This window comes from Acidobacteriota bacterium (genome assembly GCA_030949985.1).
Classification (GTDB): domain Bacteria; phylum Acidobacteriota; class Polarisedimenticolia; order J045; family J045; genus JALTMS01.
Map to the genome: position 1 here is coordinate 87,733 of JAUZRX010000027.1, position 18,507 is coordinate 106,239.

Annotated in this window: 13 protein-coding genes; 1 reads left to right on the plus strand and 12 read right to left on the minus strand. The window is 69.8% G+C overall.

Annotated elements, in window-relative coordinates; genetic code table 11:
* Positions 1-66 precede the first annotated feature (66 nt).
* Positions 67-1,557: a flagellar hook-length control protein FliK gene (locus tag Q9Q40_08650; GenBank protein ID MDQ7007288.1), complete on the minus strand. Its 1,491-nt coding sequence runs from the start codon at positions 1,555-1,557 to the stop codon at positions 67-69.
* Between the two features lie 183 nt (positions 1,558-1,740).
* Here Q9Q40_08650 and Q9Q40_08655 point away from each other — a divergent pair, with 183 nt between their 5' ends.
* Entirely contained in the window at positions 1,741-3,096 is a 1,356-nt protein-coding gene (locus Q9Q40_08655; GenBank protein ID MDQ7007289.1) for a hypothetical protein, read from the plus strand.
* A 27-nt stretch (positions 3,097-3,123) separates the two neighbouring features.
* Here Q9Q40_08655 and Q9Q40_08660 read toward each other — a convergent pair whose 3' ends face one another.
* The 11 genes from Q9Q40_08660 to Q9Q40_08710 form a co-directional block, all read right to left on the minus strand.
* The gene (locus Q9Q40_08660; GenBank protein ID MDQ7007290.1) at positions 3,124-3,603 is read right to left on the minus strand and encodes a chemotaxis protein CheX; all 480 of its coding nucleotides are present in this window, start codon (positions 3,601-3,603) and stop codon (positions 3,124-3,126) included.
* 37 nt (positions 3,604-3,640) lie between these two features.
* Positions 3,641-4,015, minus strand: a complete 375-nt coding sequence (locus Q9Q40_08665) for a response regulator (protein MDQ7007291.1) — start codon at positions 4,013-4,015, stop codon at positions 3,641-3,643.
* Positions 4,016-4,163: 148 nt separating this feature from the next.
* Entirely contained in the window at positions 4,164-4,499 is a 336-nt protein-coding gene (locus Q9Q40_08670) for a hypothetical protein (GenBank protein ID MDQ7007292.1), read from the minus strand.
* A 98-nt stretch (positions 4,500-4,597) separates the two neighbouring features.
* Entirely contained in the window at positions 4,598-6,007 is a 1,410-nt protein-coding gene (locus Q9Q40_08675) for a M23 family metallopeptidase (GenBank protein MDQ7007293.1), read from the minus strand.
* Between the two features lie 47 nt (positions 6,008-6,054).
* Positions 6,055-8,505 (minus strand): PEP/pyruvate-binding domain-containing protein, encoded by a 2,451-nt coding sequence (locus tag Q9Q40_08680; GenBank protein MDQ7007294.1) that lies wholly within the window; start codon positions 8,503-8,505, stop codon positions 6,055-6,057.
* Between the two features lie 23 nt (positions 8,506-8,528).
* Positions 8,529-9,818 (minus strand): Glu/Leu/Phe/Val dehydrogenase, encoded by a 1,290-nt coding sequence (locus Q9Q40_08685; GenBank protein MDQ7007295.1) that lies wholly within the window; start codon positions 9,816-9,818, stop codon positions 8,529-8,531.
* A gap of 170 nt (positions 9,819-9,988) precedes the next feature.
* On the minus strand, positions 9,989-11,929 hold the full coding sequence (locus tag Q9Q40_08690; GenBank protein MDQ7007296.1) for a hypothetical protein: 1,941 nt from the start codon (positions 11,927-11,929) through the stop codon (positions 9,989-9,991).
* Positions 11,926-12,855 carry a tRNA (adenosine(37)-N6)-dimethylallyltransferase MiaA gene (gene miaA / locus Q9Q40_08695; protein ID MDQ7007297.1) on the minus strand — a complete coding sequence of 310 codons (930 nt, stop codon included), beginning with the start codon at positions 12,853-12,855 and terminating at the stop codon, positions 11,926-11,928. Before miaA ends, Q9Q40_08690 begins: the two co-directional genes overlap by 4 nt.
* Positions 12,852-14,063, minus strand: a complete 1,212-nt coding sequence (locus tag Q9Q40_08700; protein ID MDQ7007298.1) for a hypothetical protein — start codon at positions 14,061-14,063, stop codon at positions 12,852-12,854. Before Q9Q40_08700 ends, miaA begins: the two co-directional genes overlap by 4 nt.
* Positions 14,064-14,066: 3 nt before the next feature.
* On the minus strand, positions 14,067-15,893 hold the full coding sequence (locus tag Q9Q40_08705) for a mechanosensitive ion channel family protein (protein MDQ7007299.1): 1,827 nt from the start codon (positions 15,891-15,893) through the stop codon (positions 14,067-14,069).
* Between the two features lie 137 nt (positions 15,894-16,030).
* Positions 16,031-18,507, minus strand: a 2,477-nt coding sequence (locus Q9Q40_08710) for a type I restriction endonuclease subunit R (protein MDQ7007300.1), incomplete at its 5' end; no start/stop codon positions are given.

Here is an 18,507-nt window from a genome sequence, read left to right on the forward strand (position 1 = left end):
GGGCCGATGGGCGGCAAAAATTTCCGGGTCGGGCGGAAGCATCATCCCGTTCGGAGCGAACCGGCTTCAGCCGAGAATGTCGAGGTACGCGTCGGGATCGACGCGCCGGGGTGCGGTGACCACACCCGGACCCTGGGAGGCGGGAGCATCCTCGTCGGCGGGGAGCAGGCCCCGGCCCTCGGTCCCCCGAGCCGAGTTGCCGGGTCCGTCCTGGAACTCACCCTGGGGGTCTCCTCCCGTGGCGACCTCGACCCGTGTGCCGGGAAGGTTGCGCTCGACCAGGGGCTCGAGACGCTGAAGATCCCGCGTCAGCAGAACCGCGGTCTCGCTGCGTTCGGCGATCAACTGCACCTTCCACTGCTTGCCTCGCCGCACGAAGCGGATGGCCACCTTGCCGAGCTCCGCCGGATCGAGGGTCACCGTGACGCTCTGTCCCGGAGTCAGGCGCGCGATCCTGGCGGCGATCTGCTCGACCAGGGTCGCTCTACCGGCGGTGACAGCCGACCCCGCGGCCGGGGGTGTCGCCCCCCCGCTCCCGCTGGCGGAGAGCGCCATCGACCCCGCGCCCCGGCTCGTGGCCCCCTCGGGTCCCGGGTCCTTCGGCGAGCGGCCCCCGGCGGTGGGAGCGTGCTCCGGCCGGGACACAGGCGTGGCCGAGGCGCGTGGTGCCGGGCCCGCCTCCCCACGGGGCGCCGCTTCGGACGCACCCGGTGAATCGGCGGGAGAGGAAGCCGGGGACTCCGGGGAAGAGGGCGCGGCAGGCGTGGACCTCGACGGCGCGGTCGGGGCCGCTTCCGGCGGCAGAGCCGCCGCGCGGACCACGGGACGCCGTCCCCGGCGGGCTCGTTCGAGGGCTTCTTCGACACTTCGCCGGACCGCCTGGCCGTCGAGTTTGCGCACCTGTTGAGCCTGGGACTCGACAGCCGCCGGCTGGGCGGGGGCGAGCAGGTTGTCGCCGTCGCGGCCGGCCCCCCGGGAGCCCTCGGCCGGTGGACCGCCACCGGGTTGCCGCAGCGTGACCTTGGCGGTCAGGTCGGCGACCGTCTCCGAAGCCGGGGACTGCGGACCCGTCGGAAACCACCGTTCGAGGGCATGCAGCGCTCCGGCACGGGACGGTGACCGGGTCACTTCCCCGGCCGGCGGGGACGTCCCGGCATGTGCCGACACGGGGCCATCGGCGATCACCCCGGAGAGCGTTTGCTGGTCCCGGGGGACCTCCGCCCCGGCAGCCTCGGCCTGCCTGTCGGCATCCCTCGCCTCCTTGCGGGCGGGCTGGCGATCGGATGCGCTCGCGGCCGCGGTAGAAACAGGCGGTGGGAAAGCGGCTTCGTCAGCTCGCTCCGGCCCTTCCTCCCGCCCCCGAGCGGCATCGCCGGGCGGCCGGGGCGCGGGGAAGGGGCGCCGCTCGAGGGTTTCGAGCAGACCGGCGAAGGTCGCCGGACCGCCCTCATCCCGAGGCGGCCTCTTCCCGCGCGCCGGATCGGCGCTCGTCGCAGGGGAACCGGGCATCTGGACGGGAAAGTCCACTCTGACTCCCTCGATCCTCTTCTGGACCACCCTGCCCTCTCGCAAGATCGATGCCGGCCCCGGGAACCCCGCAACCGGGTCTTGTGAGGATGGACCCGGCAGGTTTTTCCGCCCCGGGGGGAAGACTCTGCCCGCTTGAGACCACGAGCCTCAAGTGGTGCGGCTTCTTGCCGAAGAGTGCTTCGGGAGCGTGTGTCCCACGGGAGACGCAGTGTGGCCGAGTGTCCTGCAGCCGTACTGGCCAGGTTGATGAGGGAGGAGCCGGAAACACTCCTCAAAGTCCTCGCGGAAAACGTCGAGGCCCTCGTCGGCCATTCGGTGGAAATCCAGCCCCTCGATCTGGAAGGGGATGAACTGGCGTCGATTTTCGGCGGGTCCCAGGTCTACGTGTTCCCCGTGGAAGACCACCAGTCAGGCCCGCTCCCTTCTCTTCTCCTCCTCGACCTGGTCGGAGCCGTCCACACGGGCGCCTCCTTCAGCCTGATGGGCGCCGAGCAGGTCAAGGAGGTCCTCGAAACCGGGGAAGTCCCCGAGATCCTCCACGATTCCGTGGGCGAGGTGGCCAACATCCTCTGCGGCGCGGCGGTCAACGTGCTGCGGGAAAAGATGCCCAAAGCCCCCGAATATCGCCGGGGCGCGGACTTCGAAGTGATCACGCCGCCCCCCTGGCCGGGCATCCTCGCACGCGTGGACGCCTCGCACCCCTGGGACGTGATCGCAGGCCGCATCATCATCGCCGACGAGCCCAAGGGAGCCTTGTTGCTGGCTTCCAGCGACCGCACCCAGGGCATGATCAGCGCCGAGCAGATCGCCCAGGCCAGCAAAGGCGCGGTTTCCGGCGGCGCAGACGACGACAACACCGCGGACGCGCCGAAAGATCCCCAGGCGGGGCCGGGCGCGGCGGACAGCGAGGCGCCCGCCGATCCAGGCGGCGTCGGCGCCGCGACCGGGACGCAAGCCCCCCGGCAGCCCCAGGAAACCGCAAGCGGCCCGCCCGCCGACGCGAGAGCGACCGCCGACCCCAGCGCCCCCCAGCAAGCGGGCCCCGCCGCGCAAGGCGACCGATCCTCCGGCGAGTCCCCCGCCCCCGGCCAGGCAGCACCCGCCTCGGGGGGGGGCGACTCAGACCAGGCGCCGGGGGCGGCCCCCGGTACCGCGAGTGGGGCCGTTCCGGACGCGGAGTCCGGCGCGGGCGGCGCCGCGCGGGAAGCTCTCGCCGGGCGACGGGTTCTGCTCGCCGCTCACCCGGCGGACCCGGGTGCCTTCGGTCTGCGTGGCATGCTCGAGGAGTGCGGCGCCACCGTCGGGCAGGCTCGCCCCCGCTGCTGCGCGGGTGAGATTCTCTTCGTCGTCAGCCGCTCCCCCACGGACCTCCTGGTACGGCTCAAGTCCCTGGCGGCGCCTCCCTCGCGACCGGCGTTGGTGGTCGCGTGCTCCGACCGCCCGACCCGGGACCTGGTGGTCGCCGCACGCAACGGGCACGCCGACAGCTTCCTCGTGCTGCCGGCGACCCGGGAAAAGCTGGAGTCCCTGCTCTCGCAGGTCCCCGAACCTGCCGTGATCGGCTGAACTTCGCAGGACGACGATTGTCAGGTGTCAGTCAGCCGCCTGGATCTCGCGGACGAAGCAGACGAGAACTGGTTCGCCGTCGACCCGGAAAGCCTTCTCGCTCCGCTCGGAGCCCCTGGCATCGTGGGTTTCGAACTGCCCCTCGAGGACCGAGGGCAGGGAGATTTCGACCTTGTTTCCCGTAGAGTCGACGCGCTGCTTGACGCTGCCGCCGAGCATGTTGGCCAGCTCGCCGAGACTGTCGGAGATCATCGCCGGGTCGTCCAGCATCTCCTCTCCGCCGAGCAGCGCGGCGGCCAGCCGACGTGCCGCCGCCCGGGTGCAGTGAACCTGAAGCAGCCCGTGAAACTCTGATCCGGCCAGGCCGATCATGCCGACCACGGCCGGATCCTCGACTCCGGCAGGTTCCATGGACTCCACGGGCAGAGCGAACATGGTCTCCACCACTTCGCGGAACGACTCCTCGACGATGGAGGCCACGTCCATCTCCAAGCATGCACGCGTCATGTTTTTCACCCGCCCCGGGCAGCCTCGCCCAATCGAATCAAACGCAAACGAATCGACCCAGCGTCTCGGCCAGCCGATCGGGGGTGAACGGCTTGTGGACGAAGCCGTTGGCTCCAGCCTCGGTGGCCTGGCTGATGCGATCATCGCCGGACTCGGTGGTGACCATGATGATCGGCATCTCGTAGCCCTTGGATCGCGCCTGGGCGACGAAGTCGACACCGTTCATGTTGGGCATGTTCCAGTCGGAGAGCACCACGTCGACGCTGGCCCCTCCCTCGAGCACGTTGAGGGCTTCGAGACCATCCCCGGCTTCGAGGATGTCGCCGATATCGAGACCGGCTTGCCGCAGGGCTCGGGTGAGAACTTTCCGCATGACGGCGGAATCGTCGACGAGAAGAATGTTCATGGCCATCGCCTCCCTCCTGGGTCGGACTGTGACAACGGGGTGCGCCGGCTCCCCACCACGGGGACCGACCGCCTACTTCCCTATCGGCCCGCGGAACCGGAACCTGAAGCCCCGATCGCTGAAAAGACAATAGGAAGGGTGCGCGGCCGGCAGATCAGCGGCCCCGGCCGAGGCGCCGGGCCCGGGCGTCGAGGCCCTCGCCGATCGCCAGCAGCCGAGCGACCAACTCCCGCTGACAGCGCTCCCAGGTGACCAGGGCCCGCTGCATCTTCTCGAGAGCCGCGGCACTCCGCACCCGCTGGGCCTCGAGCGCCTCTTCCCGCCGGAAGGTGTCGACGATGGCGTCGAAGTACGGTTCGGCGGGGTCATGGGGCAGGACGCCCCGCTGGGCGAAAACAAGGCGTATGCTTTCCACGAAACGCCTGGAGGCGCCGGTCTGGCGGGCCAGGGCCTCCATGAGTTCGGCGACGGTCTGGGCGGAGCGGTCCATGGCGGGTCTCCCGGGTGGATCGACCCCCTGGCTGTACCGTGAAAAGGCCGCCGAGCAAGGCCCGCACCGGCCATCCATTCACATCGAAAGAGCCCGGATTACTTGCCCGTGGCGGTTTCCCGGGCCTCCCCGTGGGCGAGAACAGGCTCGATGCGGTTGCGAATCCAGCGGGGATCGAGCCATTCCATGGGACTGACCGCGATCCCGCCGGCGAAGAGTCCCAGGTGCAGGTGATCGCCACCGGCCAGTCCCGTCGCCCCGCTGGCCCCGACGGTCTGCCCCTTGTCCACCAGGTCGCCGACCGACACCGCCACCCGGCTGAGGTGCGCGCTGAGGCTGAGCAGGCCCAGGCCGTGGTCGAGGATCACCACGTTGCCGTAAATCCCCAGATAGCCGGCGAAGAGGACCCGGCCCCGGTTGGGCGCGGGCACGTCGGCGTGGGCCACGGAAGCCAGGTCCAGACCGAGGTGCGTCTGGTGGTCGACCACCCGGCCCCGGTAGAGGTAGGTCCGCCGCTCGGCGAAGCCGGCCCGGCGGGCCGAATTCGGGAGTTGCAGGAAGGGGCCGTCCCACAGGGCCTCCCCGGCACTCTTCTCCGCCAGCTCGGCGACGGTCCGGCGGTTGGCGACGCGAAGCTGCTGGTTGATCCGCAGGTAGCGCTCGATCAGGCTGCCGCTGGTGTCGAGTCGGGGAGTCTGCCCCTCGATGGAAGGCACCACCCGCTCGAGGAAGCTGTCGGGCAGGCGGATGACGTCCTTGCGGGGTGCCCTGCGGCGGAACTGGCGGCCGAAGATGAAGGCGGCCTCCGCCCGGTTGCCCGCGTCGTCCTCGGCGAACAGGCGGATCTCCTTGGCGCTGTCCATGTCCCACGGCACGCCGAAGAGGACCACGCGGTGGCCGGTCCCCCCCCGGGGATGGGGATAGGACGGAATGTCGCGTTCCCCCACCCGCACCCCCGAGCGCACGGCGGTCTCCGAAACGTGAAAGGCCACCGCGCCGCTGCCGCCCTGGGTGACGTAGTGGGCCGTGCTGAGCACCTGGATCGACGGCGGCCGCAGGCGGACAGGCAGCTCGACGCTGATCCGGCTCCACTTCTCGCCCCGCAGAGGACCGGACATGCGCTCGGCCTCGGCGAGAATCGTGGCCGATCCCTCGGCCAGGCATTCGACGCTCTGCCTCCCGACCTCGGCACTCAGCTCCGCCCGGGCCCCCGCCGAGGCGGCGGCCAGCAGGTCGAAAGCCGAGGGGCGTGAGAGGGTTTGCTCGGCCAGCACCTTGCGGCACGAGCCCTGCTCGAAGACCAGGCGGATCCGGCCCAGGCCCCAGCGCTCGGCGGCGAAAGAAGCGTGGACCCGGGTGCCCGGACCGATCGCCGGCCGATCGGAAGTGATCTCGATGGCCACGTTCGGCCCGCGGAGAGTGGCACCATAGAGGGCCCAGGCTCCACCGCATAGCACCAGCAGCAGCAGGATCCACTTCAGGCGCCCGGCCCCCTTCCTCTTCGTCATCGTCGCGGCTCCCTTGTCCAGTTCGGCTGTTGTCCGAAGCACCGAGTCTACCTGGCCGGGGCCATGGGGCCCGTCGGCTCGTCTTCGCCGGGTCCGACGATCAGGGCCACCGCCCGATCCAGGTCGGCGTTCATGCGCACCTGAAGGCGCCCGCCGCCGCTGACCGCCTCCACGTCGATCACCCGTACCACGGCCCCCAAGGCTGCCATTTCCGGAGCGATGGCCTCGAGCCCGTTGGGCGAGCGGAGCAGGAAATCCTCGTTGAACACCGCTTCCTCGTCGTCCGGGTAGAGGGGCAGGTAGCGAATGCCCGCCTCGACCAGATCCTGGAAGAAATGGGTTCCGAAGGAGAGGTCGGGCAGGTGCCCGCCCTGCCTGCGGGCCACTTCGATCAGCATCGCGGCATTGTTGATGTCGGAGTAAGTCACCCCCACGCCCAGCCGAATGTCGCCCCGGCTGCCCCACCGCCCGGGCCCCATCAGGATGAAGCCGCGGCGGGGCAGACGCTCGTTGAGAACGCCCACCGCCCGGGCCACCTGCTGGAGCTGCTCACGGGTCTCGAGGGCCGCATAGCCTTCCCCGTCGACGTAGACCACGTGGGTGATGCCCTCGAGCAGGCCGTTCGAGACGTAGCGGTGGGCGGAAAAGACCATCCGCTCGCAGGGCAGGTCGACGGGAATCGACGCCGGTTGGGATTCCTCGCTGTAGCTCTGGGGGCGGCACTGGAGCAGGAAGAGATGCTCACCGTCGCTGGCGAACTCCAGGTCCACCGGCTCGCCGGTCGCCTCGGAGAGCAGTTCGAGGAGCCTACGCACCTGGCGGACGAAGGGGGTGCCGGTGCGCAGGCCCTCGAAGGTCACCACCAGGTCGTCTTTTTCCACGTCGAGGCGCACCGGCGAGGGACGCCGCAAATGGCCCGAGTCGTAGAGCGAGACGATCTGCAGCAGACCGGGGTAGTCGAGACCGGTCTCGCGCAGGAGCTGCCGTACCTCCATGGTGACGAAGGCGTTGCGCTCGAGATCGATCAGGTCCACCCGGGAGGGCGAATAGCGGGCCACCTCTTCGGGAGTGACGTTGACCCGCAGGTCGCTCTGGCCGGGGGCGATCAGCACCGGGTAGTCGTCACCGAGGCGATCGACGGCGCGGGTGCCGAGCCCCGGCACCAGGCGGATCAGGCCGTCTTCCCGCCGGATCCGCGGGGACCAGCGGAACTCGTTGAGGGAGAAGGCCACGCCCGAATAGGCGGGAAAGAAGTACGGGCCCACCCGACGCCCCACCACTTCCTGGATCATCACCCCCATTTCTTCGTGCACGTCGAGCAGGCCCCGCTCGGCCCGGTACTCGATGGGATCCGGACCGAAGAGTGAAGCGTAGACCTCGGCGATGGCGTCGGTCAGAGCCTCGAGGCGCTCGGCGCGGGTGCCCTGGTTGGCCAGGAAGAGGCTCTTGTACTTGCCGGAAAAGGCCGAGCCCGAGCGATCTTCCAGCAGGGAAGAGGAGCGCACGATCAACGGCACTTCACCGAAGTCGTCGAGTGCGCGCTCGAGGCCGGCGACGATGCCCGGGGGAAAGGGCGAGTTCTTGAAGACCTGGACGATGTGGGGGTAGTCCCGGCGAATCCTCTCCAGGCTCATGTACTTGCGGGAGTAGACGTCGTCGAGGTTGTTGTAGCGGATGAAGGCCAGCAGACCGTCGGAAGAAATGTACCAGGTGCGGGGCACCCTGACGTTGCGCAGGAGGGGGTCGGTCTCGGCGGTCGTGCGAATCACCTTCTCGGCGAGGAAGAGCCCGGCGCTCTTGCCCCCCAGCTTGCCGTGGGAATCGACCTCGGCGATCAGGTGGTCGAGCAGGGCGCTGAAGTCCTCCACGCGCACATGGGGCTTGGCGTGATTGATGAAGTCGAGTTGCTCGCTGAAAAAACGCCGCAGGAGGGAAACCCGCAGGCCGGTGCGCATGGCCCGGGACAGGTCGTCTTCTTCCAGCTCGATCTCGGCGTAATGCTCGAGCGCCGCGGCGATGCGGGGGAAGGAGGCGTCGGGAGCCTCGAGGGCGGAGATCAGGAACGAGGCCCGGTCTTCCCGGATCCAGCGGGCCAGCATGGCCAGCAGGCGTTCGTCACTGAAGGTGCGACTGGCCAGCTCGAAGGTCTCGTGACGCAGGGAGCCCAGCGTGCCCAGCTTGTTGCGGGCCTGGGGAACGTTCTCGTCGAGGGAGTGGGTGCTGATGGACTCGACTCCCGAGTAACGGGCCAGCAGCGCCTCGGCCTGCCCGCTGGCGGCGTCCTCCCAACAGAGACGATTGATCAACCGGCGGGTGATGCGGCCCAGCAGGCCGGCGTCCACCCGGGGAATCAGCGCCACCAGTTCCCGCCAGCCGGGCTCGGCTTTCGCAGCCGACAGGGGAGCGGCGGCGCGCTCGAACTCCGGTTCGCGACCCAGTTCCCGGGCCCGTTCGCGCAGTGAGGCGAGAATCGCGGCGGCACGCTCTTCAGGCCGCATGGAGGGCCTCCCTCGGGATCTCCTCAGACCCAACCTCGATCATGGCAGGCCTGGGCCACCCGGTCGACGGCGATCACGTAGGCGGCATCGCGCATGTAGAGCTTGCGGCTCTCGGCCAGTTCCACCACGCCCTCGAAGGCGGTGGTCATCTTCCGGTCGAGGCGACGCAGCACCTCGTCCCGTTCCCAGTAGTAGTTCATGTTGCTCTGCACCTGCTCGAAGTAGCTGCAGGTCACACCCCCGGCATTGGCCAGGAAGTCGGGCAGCAGAAAAATGCCCCGGCGGCGGATCTCGGCGTCGGCCTCCGGGGTGGTCGGACCGTTGGCTCCCTCCGCGATCACCTTCACGCTGGGGGCGATCGAGTTCACGTTGTCGGCGTTGATCTGGTTTTCGAGGGCGGCGGGCATCAGCACGTCCACCTCCTGTTCGATCCAGGCGCCGCCGTCGAGGACCTCGTAGCCCAGGTCGCGGGCTCGGTCCCTGTCGATGCCGCCGAAGCGGTCGGTGATCCCCCGCAGCTCCTCGAGATCGATGCCGTCGGCCCGGCGGTAGGAGTAGGAAGTCTGATCGGCCTGGTCCCAGCAGGCCACGCAAACGGTGATCCCGCCGAGCCGGGCGAACAGCTCGATGGCGTGGCGGGCCACGTTGCCGAAGCCCTGCACGCTGGCGGTGGTCCCCCGCGCCTCGATGCCCAGGCGCGCAAGCGCATTGCGCAGGGTGTAGACCACGCCGTAGCCCGTGGCCTCGGTACGCCCGAGAGAGCCGCCGAGACCCACCGGCTTGCCGGTGATGAAGCCGGGGTACTTGCCCCCGTGGATCGTCTCGAACTCGTCGAGCATCCACAGCATGTGCTGGGCGGAAGTCATCACGTCGGGCGCCGGTACGTCGAGCAGGGGCCCCACGTTGCGCGCCACCTGCCGCACCCAGCCGCGGCAGATCTGCTCCTGCTCGCGCAGGGAAAGGTGGTGCGGGTCGCAGATCACCCCACCCTTGCCGCCGCCGAGGGGGATGTCCACCACGGCGGTCTTCCAGCTCATCCACATCGCCAGCGCCCGCACCGTGTCCAGGCTCTCCTGGGGGTGGAAACGGATGCCTCCCTTGGACGCTCCCCGGGCATCGTTGTGCTGGACCCGGAAGCCCCGGAAGACCTGGTGGGATCCGTCGTCCATGCGCACGGGAATGGCGAAGGAGAACTCCCGCAGCGGCTCCCGCAGAAGCTGCCGCGTCGCCTCGTCGAGCCCGAGCAGTTCGGCCACACCGTCGAACTGAGCCTGGGCCATGGCGAAAGGATTGAAGGAGGCGGCTGTAGCCATCGGTCATCTCCCACCGCGGGGGGGCGCGGTCGCGGGATTGTAGTGGACGGGGAGGCGAGAGTCCCGGGCAAGGAGGGGCGAGGGCCGCGGACGCCCCCCCGACCCGGCACTACTTCACTCGGACACAAAGACTTACGGCGCCGGCGGGGACGCGCCCCGAACTGCCGGGGCTAGGGGTCCACCGCGTAGACGAAGCTCGCCTTGGGGTGGCGGAGGATGCGCTCGGCGATCAGTTCCAGGGGCAGACGGTCGCCGTCCACATAGAGCGCCACCAGCTTCTCCGCCGCGGCGCGGTCCCCGCCGGCCTTGATCCGGCCGACCCGGCGCATCAGCCCTTCGACGGCCCGGGGCAGCTTGTCGAAGTCCACCGTGAAGGCGCCCCGGTCGCTGCCGTTGGCGGCCGGAGCCCGGAGGTCGAAGCCCAGGGCGCCCTGATCGAGGAAAAAGCCGACCTGGATCGCGGCGAGCTGGCTGTAGGCCTTGGGATGGCCGGTGGCGGTGACCATGCCGCGGGAAATATGGTCCATCGCCCAGCGCAGGGAGTCGACATAGGTCTGGCGGGCCAGGGCGTCGGTGATCAACCCCCGGGCGCGCAGGAACTCCACGTACCACAGGGCGCCGGTCTGAGCCTTGAGTTCTTCCAGGATCGAGGCGAGCGGCCCTCCGAACCACTCCGCGTCGCTCTTGCCCTCGAAGAGATATTCGTGGCTCGGGCCCAGGTTGTGGGTCGCCTCGTGGAGAATGGTGGCCATCAGCCCCGGCTCGACGCTGTCGGTGTAGGCCTCCATCGTCGCCGCGTCGAACAGCGACGCGGCCTGGGCCCGCTGGATCCTGCGGCTGTCGGCGTCCGTGTAGAGGTTGGTCATGGCCACCGTGCGGCCCCGCCCCTCGTTGGCCACCGGCCCCCAGTTGGGCAAGGACTGGCCGATGGTGGCTCCCAGGGCGTTCCGGTCGTCGCCGGCGTTGAAGACGATGTCGATGAAGTCCGGCATCTGGAAAGACACTTCCCGCGGCTCGTAGGGCGGGCCGATCAGCGCGGCCAGGGCCTGTTCCATCTCCTGCCGCACCGGATCCAGCCGGTTCTGCCACGCCAGCGAGCCCTTGTTGATCAGCGCGAAGGTCAGGTGGAAACCCGCCTTGCGCGCGCAGGGCTCCCAGTAGACCTCGTCGGGGCCCACCCGCAGGTACCAGCGGGAGTTGCGCGGCCCCATCGCCGCCCAGGCCTCGTCCGCCGGCTCCCAGTCGTTGTCCTCGAAAGCCCGGGCCGCCGCCCGCAGGTAGGCGCGCAGGGCCTCCTCGTCGGGGTCCCGCAAGTCATCGGCGGCGGCGCGCAGTTCGGCGGCCACCTGCCGCGTCTGCGGCGCGAAGGCCTCGGAGTAGGGAACGGCCCGCAGCTCCCGCCCCTCTCCCCGCACCACCACGAAGGGGGCCAGCAGTGCCTCGCCGTCGGGCCGAGCCGCCAGCGTCCGGCAGAAATCCTCGTCGGCCTGCAACGCGGCGGGATAGACGCCGTAGACCGGCCGCGGCGCACCGGGAATCGCCGAGCACGCCGGATCGTCCTGGGTCTTGGGAGCCAGGCAGGCCGGACCCCAGTTGCGGCGGAACAGGCTGTGGCTGGCCGGGTCGTCGGGAAGCCGGGTTTCCAGCCGGTCCATCCCGGTCTGGCGGGCGTAGATCGCATCGATCCGGTAGGCCACCTCGAGCATGTGCCGCACCAGTGCCCGGTGATCCCCGGGCAGATCGCGCAGATCGTTGTAGACCAGGGTCGGAATGCCGTGATCGAGATCGTCGATCACCCGCTGTCGGCGCCGACGCTCGGCCTCCGGGAGATCGGCGCCAGGCTCCGGGCGCCTCGCCAGCTCGAGGATCCGGCGATAGCCCTGCTCCCAGCTCCCCCCGTCGGGATAGAACAACAGTCTGACCACCTCGTCGGCATCCGGCACGCCGTTGGCGTTACGGTCGGCCACCCAGAACCAGGGCAGATCGAGCCGCACCGCCAGGCGGTTGAACTCCAGCCGGTCGGGACCCGCCGGCGGCGCCCCCGTCGGCCCGCAGCCACCGAGTCCGATCACGCTCCACGCCAGCACCACCACCCACAGACCTCTGCTCATGACCAGCTCCCGACGGCTTCCAGCACCGTCTCCAGGTCCCCGGGCGCTATCCACCGCACCGCGATGCCGCGGCGGCCCATGCCGCGCAGCCAGGTAAGCTGGCGCTTGGCCAGGTTGCGGATGGCTTGCTCGAGGTCTTCGACCATCTGCTCGCGACTCTTGTCTCCCCACAGGTAGGCCGCGATCTGCCGGTACTCCATGCCGAACCACTCCAGGCGCCGACGGTCCAGGCCCGCCGCCACCAGCCCCTCGACTTCTTCGATCATCCCCTCGTCCAGACGCCGGCGGACCCGCTCGCCGATCCAGCGGTAAAGCTCGGCCCGGTCGGGGTGGACGGCGAAGACCCGGTAGTCCACTTCCACCGCCGGCCCCCGGCTGTAGACCACCTCGTGCTCCCGGCCGTGGGCGGCGATCTCGAGGGCCCGGATCACCCGGCGCTTGTTGGCGATCTCGGTCCTGGCGAAAAGCTCCCGATCGGCGGCCTCCAGGCGACGGACCAGTTCTTCGAGGGGCTCGGCCTCCAGGGCTTCCCGCAGCGCCGGGTCCTCCGGGACGTTGGGCAGGCGATAGGCCCGCAGCACCGCCTCGATGTAGAGCCCCGTCCCGCCCACCATCACCAGCGGGGTGCCCGAGGCGAAGGGCTCCTCGACGGCCTTGCGGGCCAGCAGCCGGTAGCAGGCCTGCTGGTAGTGGTAGAGGCTGAACGACTCGCCGGGGTCCACCAGGTCGATCAGGTGGCAGGGGACGGGAGGGTCCACCCGGGAATACTCGTCGAGATCCTTCCCCGTGCCGATGTCGAGCCCCCGATAGACCTGGCGCGAGTCGGCGGAGACGATCTCGGACCCCAGCCGATGGGCCAGATCCACTCCCAGCCGGGTCTTGCCGCAGGCGGTGGGCCCGGCGATCACGACCAGTTTCACCTTCATCGCTCGAAGCGCTCCCGCATCCGCCGCTCCATGGCGAACACATCTTCCCGGTTCCGGCCGGCGAAGAGTACCGCGACCCGCCGGCAGGGCCGACCGGCGCCATCCACCGGCGGCGAAACGGGCAACGCGCCCCGGCGGTGACCGGGGTCGAAGGCGTCGGGCCCCAGCACCGCCGTCCACCGTTCGGGATCCGGCAGGCGGACTCGCGGCACCTTGAACAGCCGCCAGTAGACGGTGACCTCCCGCCCCCAGCGGCGCCACAGCCCCAGGGCGCCCGCGGAGACGTGGCGCCGGGCGTTGAGGTCGGCCAGGGGGCGCAAGCGCCCCCCGTCCCCCCAGGTGAAGGCGTCGACGCAGACGGGCCCGAAGTAGCCGGCATCCCGCAGCCGACGGGCGACGACCTCCGCGGTCCGACCCAGCGCTTCGCGCTGCGCGACGGGTCGGTCCCTGCCGGCGGGGAAGAGCGCGCCGATGAAGGCCCCGTCGGCGGTGTTGATCATCTCGTGCACTTCCAAGTCTTCGATCGCACCCCGCCGGGAGACGTGGAACGTCAGGCAGAGATCCTCCCGCCGGGGCAGCCAGCGCTCGACGATCACGGGATCGCCGCCGGCGCACCACTCCGCCACCAGCCGCCGGGTGGCCGGATCCAGGCCCGCGCCACTCAGTCGGCGATTGCCCAGCCCCGCGTTGGCATGCTGGGCCTTGACCACACGCTCGGCGGGGGACGCGTCGCGCAGAAAGTTTTCGACAGCGGCCACCGAGTCGAACCGGCCCTCGTACGGCGAGTCGGGGTCGATCTCCCGCTCGATGGCGGCCGAGAAGGTTCGGGCGTTGACCCGCCGCACCACCTCCAGCGGCGGATGCTCCCCACGGACCGCGTAGCGCCGGGCCCTTTCGGCGGCGTCGGCGTTCCAGCCGAAAGGCGCCAGGGGCCGGCCCGCGTTCAGCGAGGGCGCGGTGACGGCCGCGGCATGCTCGACACCCGCCTGCTCGAGCAGGGCCAGCCAGCTCTCGGGCAGGGGGGAGTCGACCAGGGCCGTGTCTTCCCGGCCGCCGAAGAACAGGGCGAAGGGCAGCAGTTCAGCCACCTGTCGGGCGATCTCGCTGCCCGGCGGAGGAGGGCGGTAACCCGCCCTCAGGGAGAGGTCGAAGTCGCCGTTGAGCCGATGCTCGACGCCTCGGGCGCCGCCGCTGTCCCCGTCGGCCACCTCTCAGCCCAGGGGGGTGGGACGGATGCGGTCGGGGTCGTCGAAATCCACCGGCGGTTGCACCCCCTGCCCCCAGCTCTCCTCCATCACCTGCCGTGCCTGCTCGCGGCCCTGGCGGACGACCTCCTCGAAACCGGGCACGGCCTCGGGGGCCGGCGGCGCCGGGGCTCCCGCAAAACCCTCGGGCACCGAGGCGATGTGCAGGGTCTGGGTCGGGAAGGCGAACTCCACCCCCAGGCGCCGGGCCAGTTCGAGGATGTCGAGGAACAGGCGATGGCGCTCACGCAGTTCGGTGGTCCAGTCGGGAGCCTTGTGGAAGACGTAGAAGAGAATGTCCAGACCCGAGGCCCCGAAGCGGTTGAGGTAGATGTTGTAGTAGTCCTTGCGGGTGAAGGGGTGCCGGCGCACCAGCTCGCGCATGCCCTCGCAGAAAGCCTCGATCTTTTCCGGCGGCGTGTCGTATTTCACCGAGAGGTAGGTCTTGATCCGGCGGTATTCCCGGGCGCCCAGGTTGTCCACCGCGGCGCTGACCAGCTTGGAGTTGGGAATGGTGATCACCGAGTTGTAGAAGGTGCGGATGCGGGTCGAACGCAGGCCCAGTTCCACCACCGTGCCTTCCAGGTCACCGATGACGATCCAGTCACCGAGCTGGAAGGGCCGGTCGATCAGCACCGTCACCGAGCCGAAGAGATTCTCCACCGTGTCCTTGGCGGCCAGGGCGAACGCCAGGCCGCCCAGGCCCAGGCCGGTGACCAGGCTGGCGATGGGGATGTCCAGGTTCTGGGCGATGAAGACCATGCCGAAGGCGACGACGATGATTTTCAGCGCGCGGCGCACCAGGGGAACGAGCAGGTCGTCGAGCTTCGATTCCGTCTCGGCGGTGAGCGAGGCGAAGTACTCCGACGCCACGTCCACCAGCCGGTAGGTCGCCCAGACCCCCGCCACCGCCATCAACACCTGGATCGCCGGTTCGAGCACGCCGATCACGTTGATCGACAGGTCCAGCAGCGGCAGCAGTATGGACCACACGACGGTCATGGTCAGAATGCCCAGCGGCGCCTCGAAGCGGGTGATCACCGCGGCATCCACCCGCTGCAGGCGGCCGCCGAGCAGCTTGCGGATCCGCACCCCCACCAGGTAGCGCAGAACGCGGTCGACGATCACACCGAGCAGGACCAGGGCGAGCAGGGCCAGCCACTGCCAGTTCTCGAGCAGGAAGGCTCGTTCGCGCAGCGCCTCGGGCATCCGGGCGCGGAGCAGATCCGCCACCGAGGGCTCCACACCACCGCCCCCTTCCAGGCCGCCGATGAAGGCCCGGTCGCGCACGGACTCGAGCAGATCCGGCAACGCCTGGCGGGTCTGCCGGGAAAACAGCCAGCGTCCGTCGTCGTCACGCTCGAGGGCGATCACCCCCGCCGGAAAACGGCGCCAGACATAGGCCGGTTCGGCCCACTCCGCGGGAAGTTGTTCCAGGTCGACCCACTCGGTCTTGTCGAGGAAGATCTTCAGGTCACGGGCGAACTTGCGGCCCGCCTCCTCCCGGGCCGCCGGCGGCAGATCGGCGAGGTCCAGGCAGGACACCGCCTCCCGCAGGCGGTCTTTCTCTCCCCGGCGCACGGCCACCATCGCGTCGAGGAAGGTGCGGAAGGTGGCCCGGGGCGAAGCCAGGGCGGCCGGCACGGAGGAGCCGGTCTGCCCCCCGGCCTGCACCGGGGGGGCGGCCCCCGGATCCTGGGCCCAAGCGCCGCCCGGCGGGATGGCGGGCAGCAGCAGGGCGAGGACGATCCAGGGCCAGGGCCTGCGGAAAGCCGGAAACGGAGAACGGGGCATCGCTGGATTCCTCCAGGCCGGGGGCGATCCCCCGGCGCGGCGCCCATTGTGGTGCGGATCGTGCGGTGGCGACAAGCTTCCAGCGAGCGCGGGCCCTCAGGCGGCGGAATCGCCGGCCGGCGCGGCACGCCACGGCTTCATGCCGCCGCCCACTCTTCCGACAGCAGCGCCGCTTGCTCGAGAACGGTCTGGGTCGCCTTTTCCTGCTTGTCGGGAGGGTAACCGTGTTTGCGCAGGATACGCTTGACGAGGACCCGGAGCTGGGCGCGAACGTTCTCACGGAGCGTCCAGTCGATGGTCACGTTGTTGCGCACCGTCTGGACAAGTTCCCGGGCGATGCCGCGCAGGGTTTCGTCGCCGAGTACCTCGACGGCGCTGTCGTTGGTCTCGAGGGCGTCGTAGAAGGCGAGCTCGTCCTCGGTCAGTCCGAGTTGCTCGCCACGCGCACCGGCTTCGCGCATCTCCCTGGCAAGCTGAATCAGCTCCTCAATCACCTGCGCCGCCTCGATGGCCCGGTTCTGGTAGCGGCGGATGGTCCGCTCCAGCATCTCCGCGAAGGAGCGCGCCTGGACCACGTTCTTGCGGCGACGGGTCTTCAGTTCGCCTTTCAGCAACTTTTGCAACAGCTCCACCGCGAGGTTGCGCTGGGGCATGCCCCGGACCTCGGCCAGAAACTCGTCCGAGAGGATCGACAGGTCGGGCTTGTCCAGCCCGGCCGCGGCGAAGATATCGACCACTCCTTCCGGCGCCACCGCGCGCGCAATGATCTGGCGGACCGCGTGGTCGAGTTCCTCCGTCGGCCGCGTGTCCCCCGGAGCGCGCTTGGCGAGCACGGCCTGCACCGCCTGGAAGAAGGCCACGTCGTCGCGAATGCGCAGCGCCTCCTCGTGCGGCACCGCCAGCGCGAAGGCCTGGGACAGCTCCCGGACCGCGCGCAGGCAACGGTCCTTGCCGTTTTCCTGCGACAGGACATGCTCCTGGGCCTGGGGCAGCAGCCCCAGCCGATCCTGCGGCGAACCCGACGTCCATGTCGACCGGTCGAAGCCGTGGAAGAGCCCGCAGCACACCTCGTACTTCTCCAGCATCACCGCCACCGCTTCGTCCTGATCGAGGGCGGTCCGGCCGGTGCCACCGCTCTCGGTGTAGGTGGCCAGCGCCTGCTTCAGCTCGTGGGCCAGGCCCAGGTAGTCGACCACGAGCCCACCGGGCTTGTCCCGGAACACCCGGTTCACGCGCGCGATGGCCTGCATCAGGCCGTGCCCGCGCATGGGCTTGTCGAGGTACATGGTGTGCAGGCTCGGCGCGTCGAAGCCCGTCAGCCACATGTCGCGCACGAGCACGAGCCGCAGCGGATCGCCGGGATTCCGGAAGCGATGGGCCAGCGCCTCGCGCCCGCTCTTGCCGCGGATGTGCGGCTGCCAGTCCGGCGGATCCGACGCCGAGCCGGTCATGACCACCTTGACGGCGCCCTCCTGGTCGTCGTCGCTCTCCCAGGACGGCCGCAGCCGGACGATCTCGCGATACAGCTCGACGCAGATGCGCCGGCTCATGCACACGATCATCGCCTTGCCGTCGATCGCCTCGTTGCGCTTCTCGAAGTGCTCGACGATGTCCCGCGCGAGGATGGCGAGTCGCTTCTCCGAGCCGACGATGGCCTCGAGCTGCGCCCACTTGGTCTTGAGCTTTTCCTTGCGCTCGACCTCCTCGCCCTCGGTGGCTTCCTCGAAGTCCGGGTCGATCGTCGGCCGCTCCGCCTCGTCGAGCACCAGCTTCGCCAGCCGGCTCTCGTAGTAGATCGGCACCGTGGCGCCATCCTCGACGGCGCGCTGGATGTCGTAGACGCTGATGTAGTCGCCGAAGACCGCGCGGGTGTTGGCGTCTTGCAGCTCGATCGGCGTTCCCGTGAAGCCGATGAAAGACGCCCCCGGCAGCGCATCGCGCATGTGGCGCGCGAAGCCGTCGATGAAATCGTACTGGCTGCGATGGGCCTCGTCGGCGATGACCACGATGTTGCGCCGCTCGGAAAGCACCGGGTGACGGTCGCCCTTTTCTTCCGGGAAGAACTTGTGGATCGTGGTGAACACCACCCCGCCGGCTTCCACGCGCAAAAGCTCGCGCAGGTGTGCGCGGCTCTCGGCCTGAACCGGTGGCTGGCGCAACAGCTCCCGGCAGCGCGAGAAAGTCGAGAAGAGCTGGTCGTCCAGGTCGTTGCGGTCGGTGAGAACGACGAGAGTCGGGTTCTCCATCGCCGGCTCGCGGATGATCCGCCCGGCATAGAAAGCCATGGTCAGGCTCTTGCCCGAACCCTGGGTGTGCCAGACCACCCCCACGCGGCGGTCCCCGGGCCTGCCGCCCGGCTGCCCGCCCGCCTCGTAGCGGCCCTCGGGTTCCGCCACCTGGTCGGCACGGGCCAGCTCCGCTGCCCGCAGGGTCTCTCCCACCGCCACCCGCACCGCGTAGAACTGGTGGTAGCCGGCCATCTTCTTGGCGATGTGTCCCCCGCCGTCGTCCTCGAACACGATGAAATCGCGGATGAGGCCGAGAAGACGCCTTGGCGCCAGCAACCCCTCGGTCACCACCTGGAGCTGGGGCATGTGGGCGTCGGCCAGGGCCT